Annotated in this window: 22 protein-coding genes, 1 tRNA gene and 1 pseudogene; 18 read left to right on the top strand and 6 right to left on the bottom strand. The window is 29.1% G+C overall.

Annotated features, from left to right (window positions below):
- Nucleotides 1-7: 7 nt before the first annotated feature.
- From KQ44_RS07855 to KQ44_RS07830, 7 genes are all read left to right on the top strand, one after another.
- On the top strand, nucleotides 8-3,445 hold the full coding sequence (locus tag KQ44_RS07855; RefSeq protein WP_096736941.1) for a hypothetical protein: 3,438 nt from the start codon (nucleotides 8-10) through the stop codon (nucleotides 3,443-3,445).
- A gap of 89 nt (nucleotides 3,446-3,534) precedes the next feature.
- Complete coding sequence (locus tag KQ44_RS14990) at nucleotides 3,535-4,905, top strand: hypothetical protein (protein ID WP_240516549.1); 1,371 nt, start codon at nucleotides 3,535-3,537, stop codon at nucleotides 4,903-4,905.
- 27 nt (nucleotides 4,906-4,932) lie between these two features.
- Nucleotides 4,933-5,649, top strand: coding sequence for a hypothetical protein (locus KQ44_RS14985; RefSeq protein ID WP_240516548.1), 717 nt, complete (start codon nucleotides 4,933-4,935; stop codon nucleotides 5,647-5,649).
- A 130-nt stretch (nucleotides 5,650-5,779) separates the two neighbouring features.
- Nucleotides 5,780-6,160 (top strand): hypothetical protein, encoded by a 381-nt coding sequence (locus tag KQ44_RS07845; protein ID WP_096736940.1) that lies wholly within the window; start codon nucleotides 5,780-5,782, stop codon nucleotides 6,158-6,160.
- Between the two features lie 143 nt (nucleotides 6,161-6,303).
- The gene (locus KQ44_RS07840) at nucleotides 6,304-7,812 is read left to right on the top strand and encodes a hypothetical protein (RefSeq protein ID WP_096737801.1); all 1,509 of its coding nucleotides are present in this window, start codon (nucleotides 6,304-6,306) and stop codon (nucleotides 7,810-7,812) included.
- A 151-nt stretch (nucleotides 7,813-7,963) separates the two neighbouring features.
- Entirely contained in the window at nucleotides 7,964-8,647 is a 684-nt protein-coding gene (radC, locus tag KQ44_RS07835; RefSeq protein ID WP_096736939.1) for a JAB domain-containing protein, read from the top strand.
- Between the two features lie 3 nt (nucleotides 8,648-8,650).
- Entirely contained in the window at nucleotides 8,651-9,070 is a 420-nt protein-coding gene (locus KQ44_RS07830) for a helix-turn-helix transcriptional regulator (RefSeq protein WP_096736938.1), read from the top strand.
- A gap of 165 nt (nucleotides 9,071-9,235) precedes the next feature.
- Here the strand turns inward: KQ44_RS07830 and KQ44_RS07825 are convergent, their stop codons facing one another.
- Entirely contained in the window at nucleotides 9,236-9,976 is a 741-nt protein-coding gene (locus KQ44_RS07825; RefSeq protein ID WP_096736937.1) for a DNA methyltransferase, read from the bottom strand.
- A 147-nt stretch (nucleotides 9,977-10,123) separates the two neighbouring features.
- Between KQ44_RS07825 and KQ44_RS07820 the strand changes: the two genes are divergently transcribed.
- From KQ44_RS07820 to KQ44_RS07805, 4 genes are all read left to right on the top strand, one after another.
- Nucleotides 10,124-10,930 (top strand): TM2 domain-containing protein, encoded by an 807-nt coding sequence (locus KQ44_RS07820; RefSeq protein ID WP_096736936.1) that lies wholly within the window; start codon nucleotides 10,124-10,126, stop codon nucleotides 10,928-10,930.
- 17 nt (nucleotides 10,931-10,947) lie between these two features.
- Nucleotides 10,948-11,166, top strand: a complete 219-nt coding sequence (locus tag KQ44_RS07815; protein ID WP_096736935.1) for a hypothetical protein — start codon at nucleotides 10,948-10,950, stop codon at nucleotides 11,164-11,166.
- 138 nt (nucleotides 11,167-11,304) lie between these two features.
- Nucleotides 11,305-11,619, top strand: coding sequence for a phasin family protein (locus KQ44_RS07810; protein ID WP_096736934.1), 315 nt, complete (start codon nucleotides 11,305-11,307; stop codon nucleotides 11,617-11,619).
- Between the two features lie 90 nt (nucleotides 11,620-11,709).
- Nucleotides 11,710-13,386 carry an AarF/ABC1/UbiB kinase family protein gene (locus tag KQ44_RS07805; protein ID WP_096736933.1) on the top strand — a complete coding sequence of 559 codons (1,677 nt, stop codon included), beginning with the start codon at nucleotides 11,710-11,712 and terminating at the stop codon, nucleotides 13,384-13,386.
- A gap of 46 nt (nucleotides 13,387-13,432) precedes the next feature.
- Here KQ44_RS07805 and KQ44_RS07800 read toward each other — a convergent pair.
- Nucleotides 13,433-13,505 (bottom strand) — tRNA-Asn (locus KQ44_RS07800).
- Between the two features lie 75 nt (nucleotides 13,506-13,580).
- Nucleotides 13,581-14,117, bottom strand: coding sequence for a hypothetical protein (locus tag KQ44_RS07795; protein ID WP_096736932.1), 537 nt, complete (start codon nucleotides 14,115-14,117; stop codon nucleotides 13,581-13,583).
- Between the two features lie 155 nt (nucleotides 14,118-14,272).
- Between KQ44_RS07795 and KQ44_RS07790 the strand changes: the two genes are divergently transcribed.
- Nucleotides 14,273-15,094: a DUF4912 domain-containing protein gene (locus tag KQ44_RS07790; protein ID WP_096736931.1), complete on the top strand. Its 822-nt coding sequence runs from the start codon at nucleotides 14,273-14,275 to the stop codon at nucleotides 15,092-15,094.
- A gap of 89 nt (nucleotides 15,095-15,183) precedes the next feature.
- Here KQ44_RS07790 and ispH read toward each other — a convergent pair whose 3' ends face one another.
- Nucleotides 15,184-16,932 (bottom strand): 4-hydroxy-3-methylbut-2-enyl diphosphate reductase, encoded by a 1,749-nt coding sequence (gene ispH, locus KQ44_RS07785; RefSeq protein WP_096736930.1) that lies wholly within the window; start codon nucleotides 16,930-16,932, stop codon nucleotides 15,184-15,186.
- Nucleotides 16,933-16,956: 24 nt separating this feature from the next.
- Nucleotides 16,957-17,148 carry a 50S ribosomal protein L28 gene (gene rpmB / locus KQ44_RS07780; RefSeq protein ID WP_096736929.1) on the bottom strand — a complete coding sequence of 64 codons (192 nt, stop codon included), beginning with the start codon at nucleotides 17,146-17,148 and terminating at the stop codon, nucleotides 16,957-16,959.
- A gap of 210 nt (nucleotides 17,149-17,358) precedes the next feature.
- Here rpmB and gltA point away from each other — a divergent pair, with 210 nt between their 5' ends.
- The 3 genes from gltA (at nucleotide 17,359) to KQ44_RS07765 (ending at nucleotide 21,679) form a co-directional block, all read left to right on the top strand.
- Nucleotides 17,359-18,759, top strand: coding sequence for an NADPH-dependent glutamate synthase (gene gltA, locus KQ44_RS07775; RefSeq protein ID WP_096736928.1), 1,401 nt, complete (start codon nucleotides 17,359-17,361; stop codon nucleotides 18,757-18,759).
- 410 nt (nucleotides 18,760-19,169) lie between these two features.
- Nucleotides 19,170-19,790, top strand: a complete 621-nt coding sequence (locus KQ44_RS07770; RefSeq protein ID WP_096736927.1) for a hypothetical protein — start codon at nucleotides 19,170-19,172, stop codon at nucleotides 19,788-19,790.
- A 14-nt stretch (nucleotides 19,791-19,804) separates the two neighbouring features.
- Nucleotides 19,805-21,679: a hypothetical protein gene (locus tag KQ44_RS07765; protein ID WP_096736926.1), complete on the top strand. Its 1,875-nt coding sequence runs from the start codon at nucleotides 19,805-19,807 to the stop codon at nucleotides 21,677-21,679.
- A 115-nt stretch (nucleotides 21,680-21,794) separates the two neighbouring features.
- On the opposite strand, the gene KQ44_RS07760 is transcribed toward KQ44_RS07765, so the two are convergent.
- Nucleotides 21,795-22,775, bottom strand: a complete 981-nt coding sequence (locus KQ44_RS07760; RefSeq protein WP_096736925.1) for a Gfo/Idh/MocA family oxidoreductase — start codon at nucleotides 22,773-22,775, stop codon at nucleotides 21,795-21,797.
- 123 nt (nucleotides 22,776-22,898) lie between these two features.
- Here KQ44_RS07760 and KQ44_RS07755 point away from each other — a divergent pair, with 123 nt between their 5' ends.
- The 3 genes and pseudogenes from KQ44_RS07755 to KQ44_RS07745 all read left to right on the top strand — a co-directional run.
- A complete protein-coding gene (locus tag KQ44_RS07755) occupies nucleotides 22,899-23,903 on the top strand; it encodes a segregation/condensation protein A (protein ID WP_096736924.1) in 1,005 nt (334 codons plus the stop codon).
- 10 nt (nucleotides 23,904-23,913) lie between these two features.
- Nucleotides 23,914-24,420, top strand: coding sequence for a BspA family leucine-rich repeat surface protein (locus KQ44_RS07750; protein ID WP_096736923.1), 507 nt, complete (start codon nucleotides 23,914-23,916; stop codon nucleotides 24,418-24,420).
- A 36-nt stretch (nucleotides 24,421-24,456) separates the two neighbouring features.
- Nucleotides 24,457-24,722 (top strand): annotated as a pseudogene (locus KQ44_RS07745) (hypothetical protein); the annotation flags it as partial.

Below are 24,722 nucleotides of genomic sequence, written 5' to 3'. Positions count from 1 at the left end.
AAATGGTATGAAAAAGAGCTATTTATTATTTTTGGTAATAGTATCGATGTTTATGATGTCCTGCGGAGGGCACTTCTTTAACCCTAGATATTATTATGGAAAGAGCAGTTCTTCAGAAGCAGAAGAGACAGCTCCTGCAGGGGATGTCTCTGTAGGAACTGGATCAGATGTTCCAGAAGATCAGGATCCGTTTAAAGTAGGAGAATGGAACTCCATTGATTATAAATTTGACGGTAATAAAATATTAGACTTTTTATTTGCTGCAAGTTTTGACGGAAAAAATGTTCCAGTGTATACATTCTTTAAAGACGGTACACAGTGGGCCGTTTCAGATGCAGCAACAGCAGAGAAAAAATATAATGCTAAAGACGGAGCTAATAAAGCACAGGGATATAGTATAACTAGTGCTGTTTTTTACAGATATGATGCTAAAAACCCTTTGGTTGCTCCAGAAAGCGAATATAATAAATCTGAAAGAATGCAGAGATTTGTATTCTACAGACTTGTAGGTGATGCAGTAGTTGTTCCTTTAAATAACTACTTGATAGCGGTAGATACATACTCAAAATTGGTATTTGCCTATGGTAAAATAACCAAAACAGGAAGCACTATGGGACAGTCATATCCTACAGCTTTTGAGGCGGTAGAACTTCATGGCGATAAAAGACCTTTCTATGAATATGATCCTATAGGTTTTATGGCTTATGATGAAGCTAAAGATGCAATGACATTAACTCTATATAGAGAATATCAAGAAGAAATGGCAGTTGATGCTAATGCATTTTTCCCAAAAATCCATGACTCTACAAGAAAAGTAGCAGGTTATGAAGATAAAGAAAGTGCAGGTCTCTCTCCTTACTATTATGTAAATGTGGCAGATATAGACCCTTCAACTATATTAGATGAGTTCAAAGGCAAAACTTATGCCATAAGATCAGGCTTAAATCTTTATACTTATGTATTCTCTAGTGACGGAAAACAAGTAACTATAACAAAAGATCATTTCTATGACGGTCAAACATCAAAAAATACATATACATTTACAGAAGTTAGCGGTGCTACTTCATTAAAATACGGCGATATAACAATCACTGGATTAGACAGCTATGCTAAAGTAAGAGATAGTATTAATAATGTGGATGCAGAATTAGACTATGTTGATCCAGGTCCTGAGTTTATATACAGAGTAAGAGGAAAAGTATTTGAAGCAAAAGATAAAAGCTATTCATATAAATTTACTATAGACGGTAAAACTATAGAATATTATGAAAATGGAAAATTTGTAAGATATTATGCATTTGTTCAGCAGGATGCAAGCGACAGAGCAATCTATAAAGAAGAAAGATCTGGTTCATTTGCATACTGGGGTTTGAGAATAGCTGATGATGGTAATACTAAAGACGGTGTATTATATTGGTCATCAGGTGCAGGAGATACTCCAGGCCTTACATCAAGCAGCGGAGTAAGTTCTAGCCCTGGATATTTAAATGTTGATGAATCTGTAATAGATTTCTTTACTGATGAAGTTGCTAATAAAGTATATGCATTCAGAGATTATGACGGTACTCCTGGAGACGGAAGAAGTTTAACAACATTTGAATATAGATTCAGCGGAGACGGCAACACTATTACTTATACAGAAGAATCAGCTAAAAAAGATCCTATTTCTTTAACTTACACTTTAGTAAAAGATAATGGTAAAAGTGCAGTATATAGCCTTGACGGTGTGGAATATACATTTACTCTAGAAAGTGCTGGTGAAGATTTATGGAAAAATGATGAACCTGCAGCAGAACTTGGATTTAGAGATAAAGGTCCTTACTTCTTAGATGTTGTTGTAAATACTACATACTACTCTATGGACGGTAGTTATAAATATGCATTTGACGGAAGCGGAAACCTTACATATACTTATCCAAGCGGTAAAACAGCTACTTATACTATAGATAAATACGGAAGTTCTCAGGCAGATTATAGTAAAGCTGCATATATAGAAGACGGAGCATTAATATTCAAATACTGGGCATTAAGACTTGGTGCTAACGGCACTATGGTACAGATGTCAACAGGTGCTTTGGCTGATGCTAACCATATACTTAACTCTGCAGCTTACGGATATGACGCTTATATTACAGGTAGAGACGGTCAAAGTGTAGACAGATTTATGGAAGTAGTTGCTGATGTAACTTATAGAATGAGAGATAAAGAAAATATTGTTCTTATGAATTATTATACATTCTCTAAAGCTGGTAACTATATAACACATGTTGTTACTAATACTCAGACTGGTAAAGAAACAAGTTCAAACATGTACTATAACTACACAGCTATAGATAAGCAGTTTAATGGACAGTATGAGCAGATGACACCAAAACAAAATAAAACATTTACTATTAAAAATTCTGATGAAGAATTATATATGGATAATGTTATTGTAGGTTATAAAAACTATGATGATAGCTCATTTGAGTTTATGTCAAGACTAGCTGGAAAAACATATACAACAGATGACGGCACTAAAAAATATGTATTCAGTGCTAACGGAGATTATTTTGATTTCTATGTCAATGGACAAAAACAAAATTCTGACCCATATAAGTATCTAGAGCATAATGGTGATACAGGATATTATGATAATAATAAACTTGATGGTATAGATTTTGAAATAACATTGTCTGATTATAACGGTATTAAAGACGGACAGATTACTGAAGGCTCTATAACAGCTCATGTATATGTAGCACCTAAATTTACAGATAATGTAAAATCTAAAACTTATAAGTTTAGAGATTACAGTGAGTATGATACATCTAGTCCGTTACCAGAAGGATATAAACCTACAGGTAAGAGTTTGATACTTTATAGTTATTCATTTGATGCTGAAGGTGATACTTTAACTTATAAAGAGGAAACTTGGAGAGGTAATACGGTAACAATAGTATATACTCTTAAAGAAGAAAGTGAATCTATGGGTACATATACTTCTCAAAGTAATGGAGATATAAAAGTATCTGTACAAGGCAGCCCAGATATACTTTATAAGCTAGATGGTTCTGTTTCTACAAAGGTTGGAGAAACTACATTTAATGATTATGATCCATTATTCCCAGATAGGGTTAGAGGTGCTAGATTTGTTAAAGATGATGTAAGTTATGAATTTAATGATGATGGTTCGGAATTTACATTAAAATATGGTACAGGCGGCTTATTTAACCCTGTAAAAACATATAATTATAAGCTTGCTAGATATGATGATTCACCAGATCAAAACTATACAGCTGTATATGAATGTTTAAATCCTAATGGTGCTTTTAAATATGGTAGAGTTGTTTTAAGAGAAGATAATAATTTGATTAAAACAAGTACAGTTCTTGGTCTTATAGATGGATTAGGTACTGGTGAATCTGATGCTGGTTTGGGTTATGACGCTAATAGAAGTAACTAAGTAAACAGTTTATAATTAAAAAATCAAGCGGGGAGAAAACAAAAAACTCTCCGCTTTTTTCGTTAAAAATTTTATTTTAAGGAAAATATATGATAAAGAGTTATTTGTTATTTTTAGCAATGATATCTATGTTTATGACGTCATGCGGCGGGCATTTCTTTAATCCTAGGTATTATTATGGAAAGAAAAGTTCTTCAGAAGCAGAAGCTGCAGCCCCGGCAGATGTAGAGTTAGGAATGTCAGAAGTTCCTGTTGACCAAGACCCATTTTTAAATGGTCAATGGAACTCTGTTGATTATAATTTTGATGGTAGTAAAATATTAGAATTTTTATTTGCTGCAAGTTTTGATAACAATAATGTACCTGTATATTCATTCTTTAAAGATGGTACACAGTGGGAAGTATCGGATGCACTAACAGCAGAAAATAAATATAATGCTAAAGACGGAGCAAATACAGCACAGGGATACAGCATAAGCGATGCTACTTTTTATAGATATGATTATAAAAACCCATTAATTGCACCTGAAAATTCATATAATCAGTCTGACAGAATGAAAAGATTTGTATTCTACAGACTTGTAGGTAATGCAGTAGTTGTTCCCTTAAATAACTATTTGATAGCTGTAGATACATACTCAAAATTGGTATTTGCCTATGGTAAAATAACCAAAACAGGAAGTACTATGGGACAGTCATATCCTACAGCTTTTGAGGCGGTAGAACTTCATGGCGATAAAAGACCTTTCTATGAATATGATCCTATAGGTTTTATGGCTTATGATACTTCAACAGATTCTTTAACATTAACTCTATATACAGAATATAAAAATGAAATGGCTAAAGATGCTAATGCTTATTTCCCTCAGATACATGATGCAAGCCGAGAAATAGCAGGTTATGATGGGGCAAGTAGTGCAGGACGATCTCCATACTATATGGTTAATATTGATGACATAGATCCTCAAACTATATTAGATCAATTAAAAGGAAAAACTTATGGAGCTAGAGATAGATTAACTTTATATACATATAAGTTTTCTGAAGATGGAAAAACTCTTACTGTAACAAAAGATCATTTCTATGATGGTCAAACTACTACACAATATACTTGCGATGCCAGCAAGGCTGTTGGAGCTACATCATTAAAGTATGGAGACTTAACTGTAACAGGTCTTGGTACTTATGATAAAATAAAAGACGGTACGAGAGAATATATTCTTAACTATCAGGATAATGGTCCTGCATTTATAGACAGAGTAGCAGGTAAAACATATAAAGCATCTGATGGAAGTTATGAGTATAAATTTAGTCCAGATGGTAATACTTTATATGAATATAAAAGTGGTAAGTTAGATGCTACATACACATTCTCTGCCGAATATAAAGATTCGGATAAGGCTGAATATAAAGAAGGTAGTCTTGCATATTGGGGATTGAAATTAGCTAATACTAAGTGAAATAAAGATGATACTTTATATTGGTCTTTGGGTTCTTCTCCTTTTGCTGGAGCTACAAGTGCTATAAGCTATCATGAAGGATATTTAAATATAAATATTGCCTCTGGTAACTTTGTAGAAAATGTTAAAGGTAAAACATATAAATTTAGAGATTATAGCGAATATGATTTATCTAATCCTTTGCCTAATGAATATCAAGCAACAGGTAAAAGTTTAACATTATATACTTATGAGTTTACGCCTAACGGACAAACACTTAATATTAGTGAACAAGTTTGGAGAGGTGAAACTAAGACTACATCTTATACTTTTAAATCTGGCGGAGATAAATCAGCTGAATATGAACATGATGGTACTGTTATAGAGTTTAGTATAAAATATGATAATGAAACTCTTTATAGAGGAGATCAGGCTGTTGGTTCTACTTCATTTAAGGATGAAGGTCCTATATTCCTAGATAGAGTGAGAGATAACCCTACATTTGAATATGATGGCAATACTTATATATTCAAAGATGACGGTAAAACTATAGAATGGAATGGAAATACTTGGACATTATATAGATATGATAATGAATCAGAATATAAATATAGGGCTGTTTATGTTAAAGTAAATAATATGTGGTTTGATAATTATTACGGTGTGGAATTGACATCTAATGATGATATAATTAAATCAACTCCAGCATCTACAGAAGGTACAATTCAATGGTGGTTCTTAGGGGATGAGGGTTATAGAAAATAATAATATATAATTAACAAAATTAGCGGGGAGTACCTGAAGAATCTCTCCGCTTTTTATTAAATTTTTATATTTACAAACACAATTTTTTTTATATAATACAATAATATAAATAATGTTAGGATAAATAAAAATGTTTAAGAAAATTATTTTATTACTTATATCTTTATTCATACTTTCATGTACATCTTCTTTGGGAAGTTCTGGAATGAAGTTTAAAGACAGAGCGGGTACTTATGAGAGTAAAGATGCGAATATTAGGGTAACGGTTTCAAGCGGGGATACTCAGAATCTTAAAATTGATGTTTATACCGTTAATGGTGTTACGATTAATAGCGAGACTTTTGATATTACTTCTTCGGTAACTACTGGTAATTTTACTCTTAAGTCTAATAATAATCCGTCATACACCTATATACTTAATTTTTATAATAATAAAAGTTTGCTTTTTAGTGTGAGAGATGGATCAAGCTACAAAATATCAAATGCTGAATTGAATAATTCAACTAAATAAAAATAATAGTTTATATTTATAGGCAGGGTAATGAAATATTTACTTCTGCCTATTTTTTTTAAAATAATTTTTATATATTGTTTACTTAATTTATTTTATTAGTATAATTATATTTATAAAGATTATTTATGAGAATATATATTATGAAAAATATTATATTTGTTATTTTATCAATTTTTTTTATGGCAATATTTTTTAATACCTGCACAAAAAATTTCAGCCCATTATATTATTATCAGGAGATGTCAAGGTCGGATAATACTGGCGGAGATACAGAAGAACCTGATATTGGAGGAGAGGATATTATAAGCGATGCAGAGGATCCTTTTGTTTATGATGCCGCTTCCAAACCTTGGAATGATCCTAATTACAGAGGTTTTACTCTTGACCTTGATACAGAATATGTAATAGCTGCCTCTTTTGGACTTAAAAATGAACCTACATACATGCTTATTAAAGATGATACTTGGAAGGCAGGCGACTTATCGAGAAATGAATATTATTATGACGGAACTAATACTAAGGCTGCAGGATTTACAGTTAATAAAGTAAAGTATTATATGTATAAAAATATGAATCCCACTTTCTCGTCTACAAGTGCATACAATAAAAGCGATAGACTTGATAGGTTTTGGTTTTATCGTTTTACTGGTACTGCAGGGCTTTCTACGGATAATTATTTGATAGCTATAGATAGTTATTCAAAATTAGTATTTGCCTTTGCCATACCTACAAAATGGAAAACTATTGTAGGAATACCTGCTCCTATGGAATGGGGTGCTGTGGAACTCGGCTGGGAGGCTAGTGCTGACACTGCCACTTTAAATGAACAAGTGAAATTTGCTGTTGACGGGCTTACTTATTTTTATGAGTACGACCCAGTAGGTATAGTTCATTCTGACGGTACTATAGAAATATATCCTTGGTGTACTTCGTCTATAGCCAATGACAACAGTTATGCTCCTAGACTAGACGGAAGTCCTACCGATTTAACTAGACAAATTGCTGATTATAATTTTGCAGGACGATCTCCTTATCTGCCTATAAAAATAGTGGAAAAAAATAAAATAGCTTTGCAGGTTCAGGATTTGCAGATACAAAATATTAGTGCTCAAAGTTTTGTTGATAAACTTTCTGGTAAAGATGAATATACAAATTATGCAGGATTTAGTTATGATATAAGACTTGGATATAATTTGAATAATGACGCTCCTGTATTAAATAATATAGCTTCAAAAGATAAGCCTAGTTTATTCTTTGATTCTTTAACAACTGTAAATGTTGGTGAAACTAAAAGCATACTTTCTACAGTATATACTCTTGATGTGCAGTATGAGGATACAGATGAAGTTTATTTTTATTTAGATGCTTCTATTACAATGTATGACAGAACTTATAAAATACCTCAGATTGTTAATGATACTGTTTTAATAGAACAAGAAAAACCTTTGATAAAATTTAGATATGATAAAACTCAAAGTGCTTTTGTGTTTGATTCTGTTAGTGGAGCGGTGAACACAGTTTCTTATACTCAGGACTTTACTCTAAAAGAGGGCGAAACTAAACAATTTGAGATTACAATAAATAATTCTTTAATCGGTGCTGATGATACAGAAGGAAGTATAAAGTTAATATACTCTTTAACTTATTAATTTGTATAATATTTATGTAATAACTTTAAGTTTTTTAAAAAAATTATAAAAAGTAAAGTATATACTGTTTATTTTCTTTAATAAATGGCTTATTTTTAAAAAAAAATTTGTTTAACTATAGGCTATACTATAATTTATTAAGGAAGTATTTATGTATAATGATTTTTATAATAATAACCTGCAGTTTAGTAATGCCGATTTAGTAGACGAAAAACAAATATTAGCCTCTATTATATCAAATGGCATATCTTCGGATAGGGCAAATACTATAGTAGATAAGTTATATTATAGCTTTTATAATTTATATAATATAGTTAATGCTTCAGATAAGGAGCTTTTGAAAGTAAAGGGGCTTAATGATAAAAAGATAAAACTTATAAAGAGTATACCTTCTATTTTGGAATACTATTTATTAAGCAGTTTAAAAGCTAATACTCCTGATTTTAAAAAAAGAGATTTGGTAAATTATTTGATAATAAAATTAGGAAAATTAAAATTTGAAACTTTTTCTATTGTTTGTTTAGATTTAAATAAAAAATTTATATCAATAGAACATATTTTTAGAGGTACTATAGATTCAGCTACCATATATCCTAGAGATTTAGTGGAAAAATCATTATCTTTAGGGGCAAGTTATGTAATAGTATCTCATAATCACCCATCAGGTATAGCAAAGCCTTCTAAAGAGGATATTAATATAACGAATGTACTGTATAAAGCATTTAAAATGGTTGATATAAAAATGCTGGATCATATTATAATTGCCGCTAATTCTTATTATAGTTTCAGAGAAGATGGAATGTTTGATAAATATAAAAATGGTGCGGAGGTTTGATTAATGCTTACTACTAATTTGAAAAAACCTTTCTACAATAATATCGTCAGCGATAGCAAAATAGAAGATGATAAAAATAATGAAAGATCTATTGATGATGAAGAGTTAATATCATCTGTTGGTAAGAATATACGTGCTATAAGAAAATCTCAAATGAAAACTATATCAGAAATAGCAGAAGTATCTGGAATATCATCAAAATATTTACAGAGTGTTGAAGTTGGAAAAAGAAATATATCGATAACAAATCTCAATAAAATAGCAAAAACTTTGAATGTACCTATTGCTGTACTTTTTAGTTATGATCATATTGAGAAAACTAAGAAACTTTTATGTATAGCAAATAAACTTAAAAATTATTCTATAATTCAGTTATCGAATATAGATACTATTATAAAGGATTTAAAAGATATTATAGATTAATTTTTTAATGTATTAGATATATGCAATAATTTTTTGCATATATCTAATATAAATCTATTAAAATATAGTATTGGCATCATATACATAAAAAAGTTTAGAAATTATAATTGTTTAGGTATTTATTAAATAAAAATAGTTTGTAAGAATTATATTAATACAAAAAAATTATAAATTCCTTAAATGAACTTTGCCATTATTATCTATAGTTTTATTTCCTTTTTTATACATTATAAAAAGATAATTAAAACCTCTTAAATAAAAATTATTTTCTATAGCTGCTATATGATAATTGCCCTTATTTAAAGTTTTATTATGTCGTACAACAGACACTATATCTATAGGCATAAAGTATCTACTCATAATTTCAAATAATTTAAATCCTATAGGCATAAAAGGAAATCCTTTTTCATAGGAATCGGAAACATATAAAGCCATGTATCTATCTTTTCTCATTATTCTAAATATTTCACCTATAACTTTTTCCATAGCCTCATAGTATTCATTTTCTTTTGCAGTTAATTTTCCTATACAGTTTTTTTCATCGGAATAATTTATATGTGTACTGTATGGTGGATCTATAAATACAAAATCAGCTTTTTCATCTTCTATAGGTATTTTTCTAGCATCAGCTTTAAAAATATCCTTTCTTTGTAATGCTTTTGGGTTTATATCATATCCTAAAGCACGTCTGTTTAATTCACGGGCTACATCAATAGTTGTTCCGCTTCCAGCCATTGGGTCTACTACTAGGTCTTTTTCTTTGGTGTATCTGTTTAGAAGATTCCATATTATATATGAAGGAGTGGCTCCTATATAGTGTTTATGCTTTTCTTCTTCGCTTTTTAAATATTGCTGAGATGGATAATCCCATAATGTTGTACTTTGTAATTCTAACTTTTTTTTCATTTTTTACTATTCGCTTATTATAAATTTAGTGTATATACTATAATAAAACATATTTATTAACAAGCATTAAACAAAAATTACTTGTTAAAAAAATACTTTAATATATTATATAATTGTAAATATTAATTAAATAGGATTTTTATATAAATGAAAACAAGATTTAAAGCTATAATATGTTCTGCCTTGTCTTTGTTTTTGGGCGGTATAGGAATACAGAAATTTTATTTAGGACAGTATAAGCGAGGGGTTTTATATGTTTTGTTCTTTTTTACTGGTATTCCTTATTTGCTATGTGTTGTAGATTTACTTAGATTTATATTTATGAGCGATGATGCATTTAATATGAAATATAACAGCAGTTATTTTACAGATGAATATTCAGATAATTCAAATAATGATTATAAATACTCTTACAGTAATGAATTAAATTCAGATAAAGAGAGTGAAGTTTATGCAAATAGATTCGATAATGCTGTTGAAGCTCAGTACAGCTATGTTGATGATGATATAGAAAAAAATACTGAAAAAGATAATTATAATACAGAAGATGAATTAATATCTAAAGCACTTCAGTATTATAGTTCAATTAATGAATGCCTAAAATCAATAACTGATTATGAGTTTGCATCTAATATAAGACAATTAAATAGTTTGTTTATGAGTGTTATAGATAAGGCAAAAAATTCTGAAGATAAAAGTATATCAAGAAGAGAATTGGATAAAATGCTTGAATATAATATACCTACAATATTAAAACTTATTAATTCATATATAGATTTATCATATTCAAAAACAGTAAATGGTAATATAATACATGATATTAAAGATTCAGTTTCAGCAGTTATAGAGTATTTAAAAAAGGTTTCGGAAAATATACAAAAAGACGATATTATGGATATTACAAGCGATATAGATGTTTTAAAAAGTACCTTAAGAAAGGGCGGTTATATTTAATAATAGGAGTTAAAAAAGTGGATAGCGATGGTGTATATAAAAGAGTAGATATCAATAAAGTTATAAAGCATATTAGAGAAAATAACAACGATATTACAGAGAGTAAGGCACAGGAAATAGCTTATATTATGATAAAAGAGCTCAATAAAAAGGTTTCTTCTATGGTTAAAGACTTTGAGAATGGAGAAGGAGATTTTATGGCTTGTTACTTTGATGCTGTTGATAAAATTTTTTAAATGGTTTTATTAAATGTATTTTACTATATATAATTGGTTTATATTTTATAAATATGTATTTTTTTCTGTTGACTTTTTTTATTTTAAAGTAAATAATTTATTATTAATAAAAAATAAATATATTAAAAGGAGATAACAATGAGTATATCAGATGATATCAAATCAGGATTTTATGCAGGCATAGGTATGATGCTTAAGGGAAAGGAAAAATTAGAGGATGCAGCACGTGAGTTTGTTAAAGACAAAAATATAAGTGCTGAAGAGGGAGAAAAGTTTGTTAAAGACATGGTAAATAAGGCTTCTGAAACAAAAGAAGAAGTTACACAATTTATAGATGAGAGAGTTAAACAAGTTATAGATAAAATGGGATATGTAAAAAAAGAAGAATATGAATCTATGAAAAAAGAGCTTGATGAAATAAAAGCATCTTTAAGTAAGAATAATCAAGAGTAAATATTGAGCAGTAATTAAAGAATAATGCATTATTAAAATATTTATATATTTTTAATAGTGCATTTTTTTATATAAAAATAGGAAATGAAAATGAATAATATAAAATCTATAAATAGAGCAAGAGAGATAATTTCTATAATAATGGCTTACGGCTTCAGAGATATTATAGCCATAACTCCAATATTAAAAATAATAAAAAATCCAATAGATAAAATCAATATAAAATATAAAGGTATTGATTTACGTAATTACAGCAGGGGCGAGCGTATAAGAATGGCCTGCGAAGATTTGGGAACTACTTTTGTAAAACTTGGTCAGATACTATCAAACAGAAATGACATACTTCCAAAAGATATTACAGATGAGCTTAGCAAACTTCAAAATCATGTAAAACCTTTTGATGAAAATGATGCTATTAATATAATAGAAACAGAATTAGGTAAAAAAATAGATGAAGTATTTGCCTCATTTGACATGAAGCCTAAAGCAAGTGCATCTATTTCTCAGGTACATACTGCTGTGCTAAAAACAGGAGAAAAAGTTGCTATTAAGGTAAAAAGACCGAATATAGAAGATAATATACTTATGGATATAGAGGTTATTATATGGCTTTCAAATATTATAGAAAAATATAATGAAGAGTTTGCTTTAATGCAGCCTCAGAAACTAATAGCAGCTTTTAAAGCTCAGCTTTTGCAGGAACTAGATTTTAATTTTGAAAAAAATAATACTCTTAAGTTTGCAAGATATTTTAAAGATAATAAAAACATAAAAATAGCTAAGATATATGAAGAATACAGTACAAAAAGCATACTTACTATGGAATATATAGACGGAATAAAAATATCAGATATATCACCAGATGATGATAGGTATGACAGAAAAAAACTTGTTTCTATTGGTATTGATGCTGTATTAGAGCAGATATTCATGCTTGGATTTTTTCATGCAGACCCTCACCCTGGTAATTTGATGGCTTTAGAGAATAATGTATTATGTTTTTTGGATTTTGGAATGATAGGATTTATTCCTCCAAATTCGAAAGAAGCATTTTCATCTTTGATTATGAGTATAAGTTCGGCTGATTATTTGGCATTATCAAAAGCAATACTAGATTTATGTTATCATAGCGATATAAAAAATATAGATGATTTTAATATGGCAATATTTGTTTTGGTTAATAAATACATTGATATGTCTTTGGATAATATTAATATAGAAGATGTGTTTAATGAACTTATAGAAATAATAAGAGAGTTTAGATTAACTCTTCCAAGCAATATTATGCTTTTAATAAAATCTTTAATAGTTCTTGAGGGAGTTGCAAGGAATTTAGATAAAGATGTAAAATTAATAGAACATATAAAGCCTTTTGCTTTCAGATATGTTAAAGAACAGATAAAACCTGATAATATATTAAAACAATTAAAAAAATTAATAACTGATTATTCTCATATATTAAAGCAATTACCTGCTGATTTCAGTGATTTAGTTTCAGTGATGAAAAAAGGCAGTATGAAAATTCAGCTTGAGCATAAAAACTTGGAATCATTATCAACTACATTAGATGGTTTGGCTGATAGACTTAGCTACTCTATAGTTTTAGCCTCCTTAATAATGGCTAGTGCTTTGATTATAACAAGCAAGATGCCGCCTTTATTTCATGGTACTTCAGTTATAGGTATGATAGGTTTTGGACTTTCTGCTATTATGGGATTTATAATGATAATAAGCAGATTTATTAAGAAGTATGTTAAGAAGAGATAAATATAGATGATATAAAAAAGCCTCCTATTTAGGAGGCTTAAAAATGCTCCGAGAACAGGGCTCGAACCTGCGACCCGGTGATTAACAGTCACCTGCTCTACCGACTGAGCTATCTCGGATTGTTGCTTAATGTTTAAGTATTATAGCATAAGCATAAAAAATGTCAATACCTAAAACAATTTTTTTTATTTATTTTATTTATAAATGCTAAAATATTCTAGTATTTCTTTATATTTTTGAGATTTATTTCCAGATAATATTAAATATGTATTTAGATATTCATATACTTTTTTCCCATATTCCATTTCTTTTTCAAGATCATTCTTTTTTACAGCATTATCATATTTAGTTTTATACTTAAGAGCAAGTTTATAATTAGAATTAGGATCTGCTCTTAACTCTAAAGCTTTTTTATAAAGTTCTATTATTTTATCTTCTTTAAACTCTTTTTCTAAATATATAGCACCATACATATAAATATCACCTAGTTTTGGGTATGATGGGTGAGATTTTAATGCCTGCATTCCCTTAGAATCTAAAAGGTTTATATATGCTTTTAATCTTGCATAGGCATTAATACTTCCATCAAAACTGGATAATGTTCTTGAATATCCTGCCGCTTTATCTAACTCTTGATCTTTGCTTGGTGTTATTGGTATATTGAGATCTGTTTGAGAAAATGCTGACAATGCAATGCATAAAAATATTGCTGAAATAAATTTTATTTTCACTTTTGCTCCAAATTTTTAATAATTTTTTATTTTTTATTATCGTAATAATATAAATCTAGTAAAATCAAAAAAGTAAAAAAGTTTATCTTGCTTATTGACAATAAAAGTATTTGTTCTATAATTGTCTTGAAAATATAAATTTATGGAGATATTTAATGGCTACTAAAAAAACAGAAAAAGCAGCTGAAGATACCGCTAAAAAGAAAGCATCTTCTACTGCCGCTAAAAAAACTGCAAATGCTAAAAAAACTGATGAAGAAGAAAAAACATCAGTTTCTGCTAAAAAAGCTGCGGTTAAATCTGCTTCTGCTAAAAAAACATCTTTAACTGCTAATAGTAAAAAAACTTCATCTACTAAAAAATCAGTTTCAAAGAAAAAAATTGAAGAAGATGAAGAAATAGAAGCGTTAGATGAAGAAGAGGAAAAAAAAGAAGAGTATATACCTGATGAAGTTGATATAGTTAGAGAACTTCCAGACAGATATAATGAAACAAAATTGGTTCTTATGATGCGTGATCCTGAATGGTGTTTCTTCTATTGGGATATATCTGACAGCGATATAGCTTATCATTCTTTAAAAGATAAAAGAATATCGGTAAGAATATTCCATGTATTTGGATACGATATCACTAACGGAGAGATACATAAAGAAATAGAAGTTAACTATATATATGGTGACAGATATGTTAATTTAGCTATGCCTCATGCTTATTTTATCGGAGAATTGGGTTATTATGATGAAAATAATAGATTCATAGTACTTGCTAGAAGCAATATGATATATGCTCCTAGAGATTCTATAAGCAATGTTTATGATGAGGAATGGATGGTTAATGAAGAGATTATTAAACTTCTAAAATCACCTAAAGCTCTAAGAGAAAGTTTATCTTCTGCTACAATATTTGAACTTATAGATTTGAGAAGACATCATTTAGCTGGTTCATCATCATCTTCACTTTTCTTAAAAAAGAATTAAATAAAAAAGATTAAATTTTTAGGCGGTATTAATTAATAGATATATACTTTATTAATTTTTCTGTTTTTGGTTTTTGTTGACTCTATAAATTAAATGTTGATTAATGCCGCTAAAAATAATACATAAAGCGGAGAATCTATTAATATAGAAAATAAATGTCTGCTTGTTATAATCTTCTTCTTCATTACAATAAAAGATATAATGCTGCTGTATATAATCGGTATAAAATATTTTAATTTATTCAATTCCAATGGAAACTTTCCTATAAGAATACTAATAATCATAAATAATATAAGTACAATTGGTATTATTCTAGTTATAATAGCTAATTTACTTGAATCTATATATGTAGTTAAAGTTACAGCACCTGCTATTTTATCACTTTGAGAGAATTTTATTTCTATTAATGCCTGTCTTATAAACATAAATAAAAATACTATGCTTGTAGAAAATATATATAAAAAAGGTTTTTCTTTTATTATATTTCTATGCATTATAAATATAGAGCCATTCAAAAGTATTGTAACAGCAACTGATATTACTATGGCTTTAAATGGTATAAGTTTTTTAAATAGTTTAAAAAATATGGATGTTTCAAATCTTGATTTGTTTTCAAAACTTATATTATATCCTATACCTAAAAGGCTTGAAAGTATTGTAAGCATTAGTATGCCGATATCTACTTTGTAGGCAAAATAAAACATTGACAATGCACTTACAGTTATAAGTGTCATAAAAAAGAATTTATTTTTTTGATAGAATAAATATCTTCTTTTATCACTTATTTTTATTGTATAATTGCTATATCCGTTTCCCAAACTCATATATAGATAATAAGCAGCTATTATTATGCCTATTCTATACTGAAATGGCTGTGATAATATATCATATATAGCATATGACATTAAAAAAGCACCTACAGAAAAGAATATATATCCGTAATTTAGAAAATCAAATATTCTAGAAACAAATCTTGTAAAAGAACTGGCATATTTATCTTTTATAGTCTGAGCTACATCTTCTATGAGCCAGTCTGGAGTAGAAGCTCCAGCCATTATACCAATATTTTTGTATTTTGATAAATCTATTTTTTCTAAATCTTCTTTGTACTCAACATAAAATGCAGGCTTTATAGACGATGCTATATTATATAAATTTCTAGTATTCGAGCTTTCAGACCCGCCTATAACAAGTACAGCATCATTTCTTTTAGCTATTTCTAATACTTCATTTTGTCTTTGTTCTGTAGCTTCGCATATAGTATTTTTGATTATAATTTCTGTATTAGGGTATTTTTCTTTTATTTTATTTACATATTTATCGAATACAGACTTCTGCAGAGTTGTTTGAGCTGCTATAAGAGTTTTTTTTGCATCGTTAGGTAAATTATTTAAATCTTCATCTTTATATACAACATATACATCATCGGCATATCCGCATACCCCAATTATTTCAGGGTGTTTAGGATTTCCTATTACTATAATTCTGTATCCGAGAGAACTATGTTTTTTTACAAGACTTTGAATTTTAGCAACATATTTGCAAGTAAGATTAACTATTTTTTTTGCATGGCTAGATAGAGCTTCGCGTCTTTTAGGAGATATACCATGAGCTCTTACTATAACGGTTTTATTATTTAAAACAGACATATCCTCATCATCTTCATATGTTTTTACACCTATGTTTTCAAGCATATCAAGAGTCTGAGGATTATGTATTAAATGTCCGTCAATATATATATCATCATTATTATTTTTAGCAGCCTGAGAAAAAGTATTTTCAACTGCATATTTTACACCATCACAGAAACCAGCGAATTTACCTATATCTACGTTCATTGTTTTTATATATTTATATTGATTTTATTTAGCTTTAGCTACTTTGTTGCCTTTAAGACACTTAGTGCATACTAATGCTTTTTTTGTTGCACCATTAACTTCTATTCTAATGTTTTGCAAGTTAGCATTAAAAGAACGTTTAGTTTTTATATTAGAGTGGCTCACACTATGACCATTTTGTTTGCCTTTGCCGCATATTTCACATACTCTTGCCATAATTTTCCTCCAAGAAATGATATATTAAATTTATAATTGTATGATTATATTATAAAAAATTATTCTAGTCAATAGAGCATTTCTAATTGTACTTTATTTTTGCAATAATAGTTTAGTAAAAATAAAAAAATTACCATTGATTATATTTAAAATTGTAGTATAATAATTTAAAACTAAATTGATGTTAAAAAACCTAAATAGGAGAGATATATGCCCCCAAGATCAAAATTAGGTGAAATACCTAGACAAGAAATGCCTACTAGAAGTCCTGAAGAGAGAAGAAAGGACTTTAAAGAAGTTCCTACAGGATATACTGAAGAACAGGCTTATACAGAGGCTTTGAGATGTTTAGACTGCAAAGTACCTCATTGTATGGAAGGTTGTCCTGCTAAAGTAAAGATACCTGAGTTTATAGGACTTGTTGCTGAAAAAAAATTTTTAGAAGCTGCTAAAAAAATTAAAGAAACAAATGCTTTACCAGCAGCCTGCGGAAGAGTATGTCCTCAGGAAACTCAATGTGAAGAAAGATGTGTTGTAGGTAAAAAATTTGAACCTGTAGCTATAGGTAAATTGGAAATGTTTGTTGCTGACTATGAGAGAAAACATGCTCAGCATGAAGATTTGAAAGTAGAAAAAAATGGTAAAAAAGTATGTATTGTGGGTGCTGGTCCTGCAGGATTAGCTTGTGCGGGAGACTTAATTAAACTAGGATATGATGTAACTGTATTAGAAGCCTTACATACAATAGGCGGAGTATTGATGTATGGTATTCCAGAGTTTCGTTTACCAAAAGAATTGGTGGCTCATGAAGTAGAAAACCTTAAAAAAGATGGGGTTAATTTTAAAATAAATGAAGTTGCAGGTGTGTCTTTAGATTTTAATGAATTAAGAAAAGAATATGATGCTATATTTTTGGGAACAGGTGCAGGGCTTCCTGCTTTCTTAAATATACCTGGTGAAAATTTCTGCGGAGTATATTCTGCTAATGAATATTTAACACGTGTTAACTTAATGGGTGCTTATAAATTCCCAGAAGTAGACACTCCTGTTATAAGACATAAAAAAGTTGCTGTATTAGGCGGCGGTAACGTGGCTATGGACGCTTGCAGAACTGCTGTAAGATTAGGTGCTGAAAAAGTATATATAGTTTATAGAAGAACTCAAAAAGAACTTCCAGCAAGAGTAGAGGAAGTACATCATGCTATGGAAGAGGGAGTGGATTTTAGATTTTTAAGAGCTCCTTTGGAAATTCTGGCAGATGAAAATGATAATGTTACAGCTATAAGAACACAAGTAATGGAGCTTGGTGAGCCTGATGCTGACGGCAGAAGAAAACCTGTTGCTGTTGAAGGTCAGACAGAAGATATAGAAGTTGATGCAGTTATTATTGCTATAGGAACTACTCCTAACCCTCTTATAGCTAGAAAAGTACCAGAATTACAAACTACTAAAAAAGGTACTTATGTTATTGATGAAGAGACTGGTGCTACTTCTATGGAAGGTGTATTTGCAGGAGGAGACGCTGCAAGAGGAGCTGCAACAGTTATTCTCGCTATTGGTGACGGCAAAAGAGCTGCTTCTGGAATACATAAATATTTGTCTAATAAATAATAATTAATGTCTTAATATTTTAAGGAGGCTTTTTTAGTCTCCTTTTTTGTTTTAAAAAAAATAAAAGAGTAATATGTTATATGATTAATATGTTTTTATTATCATTCTGTTTCTAGTAAAGCAGTCAATTATAAAAGTAAAGTTATTTTCTGATATACATATCTTATTAAAATATAAATTACAAATGTCAAAATTAACTAAATTTTCTTTTAACTAAAGTCTAATCATCGTATAAAACTATTAAAAAACTATGAAAGCTATTGACTTTTATACCGTTAATAATAATATGTGTTAACATAATTATATTTTTTGTAATAATATATTTTTCTTATTTTAATAATTATGGTTTATATTTCTATAAGCCATAAGATATATTTTATAAAATAAAGATTGGGAGGATTAATCTAATTATGAAGTTAAAGGTACAAGTTGGTTTTATCACCTTAATAGCTTTTATGCTTATTTCATGCGGCGGCTTACCAGTAAAAGAATACGAAAGGGTAACCGCTCTAAGAGATACAGTGGTAAACAAATATTCTGAGATAAAAACATTTGCCCCAGAAGATTTTGATATAGCAGAAAAAGGTTATGCAGAAGCTGATATTATCATGAAAGAAGAAAATAAAGATGAGGCAGAAAAAGCTAAAGAGCTTTTATTAACTGCTGAAACTAATTATAATTTAGTTTTGGATAAAGGCTTGCCACCATATTCTGAAATTTTGAAGAAACAAACAGATGAAAGTGCTACCAATGCTATTAACATTAAAGCTGGTGTAATGTATGCTGATGAGTTTAATAATGCTGATACTTTATATCAGGAAGCTAATGCAATGTACACTGCTGAAACTAAAGATTATAGAACAATGGTAGATAAACTTTATCAAGCTAAAGTAGCATATACTGATTTATATAATAAAACTAAAGAGCAATTCGATAAAAGTGATGAGGCTTTAAGAACAGTAAAAGAACGCTTAGCACAATTAGAAAAAATGATGCAGGAAGTTGAAGCCTTTGAACAGGAACAGAATTAATATATAAGGAGTAAATGATGAGAATAAAAAAAATAATAGCTACTATAGCTTTATTATCTTTTACATGGTCTGTTTTGCCAGCACAAACTTATGAAGATGCTGCAAGAATTACAGAAGAGGCTGATACACTTCAAAATGAAGGACAATATCAGCAGTCTTATGATAAATCTCAGGAAGCTTCTGTTAGTATAGATAAAGCTACTATGGCATTATTCTATAGACTTATGAATGTTAGAATAAGTAAGACTAGAAGTGATGCTGATAAAGCTATTACTGAAATAAATCAAATGGGTGCTTCTAGTGATAATCAATTTAAAACAACTTATGAAGAAGCTGTTAAATATTTTGAAGAAGGAAATGCCAGCGTAGGAAGTATTCCAGCTCCTGATGCTACTGCTCAAACTGATGAAGAGTTTATCGCTGCTTCAAATACTTTTACAACTGTTTTAAACTCTTACAGTAATGCTTTATCTTCAGCTAATACTGTTAAAGAAGGTTATTTAGGCAGAGAAAGAGATACTGCTTCAAAAACTATAGCCGATGCAAGAGCTAAATATAATGCTGCTTTGGGTAAAAGTATAAAAGCAGGTGATAATAATGATAAAACTGTATCTGGTGCTTTGGCTCAAGCTGATGAGGCTTTAAAATCTGATAATTTTGCAAGCGTACAGCAAAATGTTGCTGCTGCTCTTGCTGGAATAACTAAAGCAGAAGCAGATGCTAAAGCTGCTGCTGAAAGAGCTGCCGCTGCTGCTAAAGCAAAAGCAGAAGCAGAGGCCAAAGCAAAAGCTGCTGCTGAAGCAAAAGCTAAGGCAGAAGCTGAAGCTAAGAGAAAAGCTGAAGAAGCTAAAGCAAAAGCTGCTGCTGAGGCTAAGGCAAAAGCAGAGGCTGAAGCAAAAGCTAAGGCAGAAGCTGAAGCTAAGAAAAAAGCTGAAGAAGAAGCTAGACAAAAAGCAGAACAGGAAGCACTTGCTAAAGAACAGGCAGATGCAATTGCTAAGGCTAAGCAAGATATTGCCAATGCTCAAGAAAAATACGACAGTCTTGTTAATGACAATACTATAACCAGAGGAAATGAAGTTGATCAAAATATATCTGCTCTTTTAGCTGATGCTAATAATATGGTTGAAACTGATCCTGCTGCTGCAAGTGAAAAAGCATTAGAAGCTTCTAAAGCTATGGACGATTTAATTAATGAACGTGATAACACTATAGCAAGAGAAGAAAATCAAAGACAGTTAGATGAAATTAAAGCAAGATATCAAGAGCTTGTTGATCAAGGTTATATAATACCAGATAGCGAAGAAGATCAAAATCTTTCCCAAGTTATTAAGGATGCTGAAGATGCATTAGCTAATAATGATAATACTTTAGCAAGACAAAAACTTGAAGAAGCTAATAATTCTATGAACGCTATATATGAAATGGGACCAAAAAGACCTATTGACGGCGATTTAGTAGAAGGAGACGGCGATGGTGAGAGAGGTCAGATAATCGATGCAACTACTGGTCAAACTGTTAATACTGAAGGTAAAGTTACTGTACTTCCTATGTATTATACAGTTGTACAAAGAACTCCTTTAACTGATGCTTTATGGAGAATAGCTGGATACTCTTTCATATATAATGATCCTATACAATGGTACAGATTATATCAGGCTAATAGAAATATATTAAGAGATCCTAATAACCCAGACTTAATATTACCTGGTCAAGTATTAACTATACCTAGTATGAACGGAGAAGAAAGAGCTGGTACTTATGATCCTAATATGGAATACATTACTTATGATGAAGCTATGATATTGAGAAATCAGCAGCAAAACAATACTGCTACAGAAGAAGCTAACACAGCTACTGATACAGAAGCAGCTCAAACAAATAACTAAAAGTTATTAAAAAATAAATAGCCATGTATGAATCATATTCATGCATGGCTTTTTTATGTTTATATGATTTTATTAATATTGGAATTAATATTCTTTTATTAATAAATTTATCTTTTTATTTTTCAAAAGGGTATTTTATTTTCCAACTTCTTCTTAAAGTATCCATTATATTCATCACTCTCAAAATATCCTCATGAGGCATTTCTTTGCATTCTAGTTTACCATTATTAATTGCATCAACGCATGAAAGTATTTGATATTCATAGCCTGTTATTTGTTTTGGAACTTTAATAGTTTTTAAAACTTTTCTGTCAAGAGAATAAACTGTTATACTTTCTGGGTTATTAATATTTTTTATCACCATATAGCCTTTATCTCCATTTATAACTCCTTCTCTGTTGGTTAATGCAGACATTGTAGAGTTTAATACAGCCATTTTTCCATCTTCAAAGGTTAATGTAATAGAGTTTTGTTCATCTACACCTTTTTTAGTCTTTACACAGCAGGAATCTATTTTACTTATTTTATTACCAAATACCATCAAAGCAAAATTGATAGTATAAATACCTACATCAAGTAAAGCTCCTCCTGCTAATTCTGGTTCTATTAATCTAGGAACTTTATTTATAACATACCCTAAGTTGGCAGTTAATGAACTTACTTTTCCTATAATACCGCTTTTTATAGTGTCATTTATTATTTGTCTGCTAGGCATATATCTTGTCCATATAGCCTCTGCAAGTAAAAGTTTTTTCTTTTTTGCTAGTATTAATACTTCTCTTGCTTGTTTGGCATTAACAGTAAATGCTTTTTCACATATTACATTTTTATTATTGTTTAAGCATAGTTTTATATGTTCATAATGATGCGAATGTGGTGTTGCTATATAAACTAAATCAATTTTTTCATCTTTTAACATCTCTTCATAAGAGCTGTAAAACTTTTTAAATCCGTATTTTTTGGCAAATGCTTTGCTTCTTTTTAAATCTCTTGCACTTACAGCATATGATTCTACTTCTTTTATTTTAGATATAGTTTTTGCCATAGTTTCTGCTATATTTCCAGCTCCTATAAAACCTATATTTATTTTTTTCATTTTAGTTACCCCTTATTTTAGTGATTTTATTAATAAAATAATATTAGAATTTTATTTATTGTCAATATAATAAAAACTTATATACTTGAATTTTTATATATTTATAATATAGTATAAAACATTATGGAAAAGAATATAAACGAAACAAATCAAGAAAATAAAGAAAACAGCAATAAAGAAAATAATGCTGATGTATTGAATAATAAAGAAGCAGAAAATAATAAACCTGATTATAAGGAGTTTACTGTTTCATTATCAAGTATAGATTATGAAGGACCTCTATCTATACTTTTTGATATGCTTAAAAGAAGTGAAAAAAATATATATGAAGTTTCTATTTTGGAAATTATAGATCAATTTATTGAGTATTTAAAAGCTCAGGCAGCATTAAATCTTGATTCTACAGGAGATTTTTTGGTAGCAGCTTCTGAATTTCATCTATATAAATCAAAAATGCTTTTACCGCATGATATAGATGATGATAAGTTTACAGACAGATTAAAATTTGAAATAGTAGAACAAATGCTTGAGTTTCAGAGATATAAAATGGTTTCTGAAGAGCTTGACAGGCTTCAGGAGGCTTCGGATTCTATATTTGAACGTAAAGATACAGAGAGAGTAAAATTTTTTAATAATATTAATTCTTTAGATGATAATGAAGTTGCTTGGAAAGATGTTACGCTTTATGATTTGGTATATGCTTTTACAAAGGTTCAGTTTGTACCTGAAACAGATTTGGCAGTTCTATCTGGAATGTCTAATTTCCATATAGATAATGCTATTGATATGATAAGAATAAAATTATCAGAAACAGCTTTTTTCCCGTTTATAGTATTATTTAAAGACGGAGTTACAAAGAGGCAGCTTGTTACATTCTTTTTAGCTATGCTTGAACTTGTTAAAGAAAAAGAGATTTTACTTAAACAAGAGATGCGATTTAAAGAGATATATGTATTTAAAAGAGATGAGCATTTTATATCTAAAGAAAATAGTGATAGTGAAGAAGAAAGTGATAATGCAGAAGAAGTTTCTAATAATAAAGAGGAAAGTACATCAGAAGATAGTACAAATATAGAAAGTAATTCTTCAGAAGAAAATAATGAAAATGTTTCAGATAATCAAAATTAATAAATAAGTTATGAGTAAATATAAACCAAACAATAAAATTGAATTAAGAAGTTTGATAGAAAACAGTAATATATATTTGGGCGATATTGATACTTCTTTAATAACTGATATGTCTATGCTTTTTGATAAGCCTAATTTTGCATGTTTTGAGGGTTCTTACAGTGAATATGAGGATTACAATGTAAGGTCTGATTTTTCAGGTATAGATAAATGGGATACTTCTAATGTTGTAACAATGAAATCTATGTTTCATAATGTAAAAAATTTCAATATAAATATTAATGATTGGAATGTTTCTAAAGTTTTTGATATGAGTTATATGTTTTATGGAGCTAGTAGTTTCAATATGCCTTTGTATAAATGGGATATAAGCAATGTACAAAATATGTGCGGTATGTTTAAGAATGCTGTTAGTTTTAATCAGAATTTAGATGCTTGGAAAGTGAGAGAAGATGCTTACACAAAAGATATGTTTATAAATACAAATTTAACTGAAAGTCCTAAATGGTACATATAATTTTTTATTATTATAAAAAATTATTGGGAGGTATGAATGACAAATTTATTATATAGTGTTTTGCATAGTGAATATTTTGTTTTGATTATTTTTCTTATTATTTTAGTTATTATTTTTAAATACTTAATGAAAAATAAATACACTCCTTATTTTTATATAAAAGATATAACTTTTACTATACTTAAAGACAATATTAATAATATATATATTTACTGTAGTAGATTTGAAAATATCGATGAGGGCATTCATTATTTGTATATGGGCAAAATATTTATAAATAATTCTAATTTTTTGGTATTTAT

Source organism: Brachyspira sp. G79 (assembly GCF_002379365.1).
In the GTDB taxonomy this organism is placed as follows: domain Bacteria; phylum Spirochaetota; class Brachyspiria; order Brachyspirales; family Brachyspiraceae; genus Brachyspira.
The sequence above is the reverse complement of the archived record's forward strand: the minus strand, read 5'-3'. Positions and strand labels throughout refer to the sequence as shown.